1 protein-coding gene is annotated in these 449 nt (G+C 62.1%); it reads left to right on the top strand.

Going from position 1 to position 449, the window contains the following annotated elements:
• Positions 1 to 408: ABC transporter permease subunit (locus EN935_RS40115; protein ID WP_127374457.1), on the top strand; the 408-nt coding region annotated here is incomplete at its 5' end.
• Positions 409 to 449: the final 41 nt, after the last annotated feature.

Raw genomic sequence — 449 nt, 5'->3', positions numbered from 1 at the left:
GCCACCCTCGCGATCGCCATCGCCATCTATGGCGGCTCCTACATCGCGGAGATCGTACGCGGCGGCTTCAAATCTGTCGGCACCGGCCAGGTCGAGGCAGCCCTTTCCCTGGGCCTCAGTCCCTGGCGGGTCTTCACGCTGGTGCGACTGCCGCTGGCGCTGCGCGCCATGCTGCCGATCCTTGCCAACCAGTATGTCTGGCTGATGAAGGCAACAACGATGGGCATCGCGGTGGGCTTCACCGACTTCTTCATGATTGTAGCGCTGACGATCAACCATTCCGGGCAGACCCTCGAAGCAATCGGCATCCTGATGGCGGGCTTCCTCGCCATCAATCTCAGCCTTGCCGCCGTCTTCAACCGCATCAACAAGGCAATTGCCCTCAAGGGCAATCAACTGAGGGGCTGAGAGATGGAGATGGTCGTTGTCGCCCCACCCGCTCCCGGCAG

The sequence above is a fragment of the Mesorhizobium sp. M7D.F.Ca.US.004.03.1.1 genome (assembly GCF_003998635.1).
In the GTDB taxonomy this organism is placed as follows: Bacteria; Pseudomonadota; Alphaproteobacteria; order Rhizobiales; family Rhizobiaceae; genus Mesorhizobium; species Mesorhizobium loti.
The sequence above is the reverse complement of the archived record's forward strand: the minus strand, read 5'-3'. Positions and strand labels throughout refer to the sequence as shown.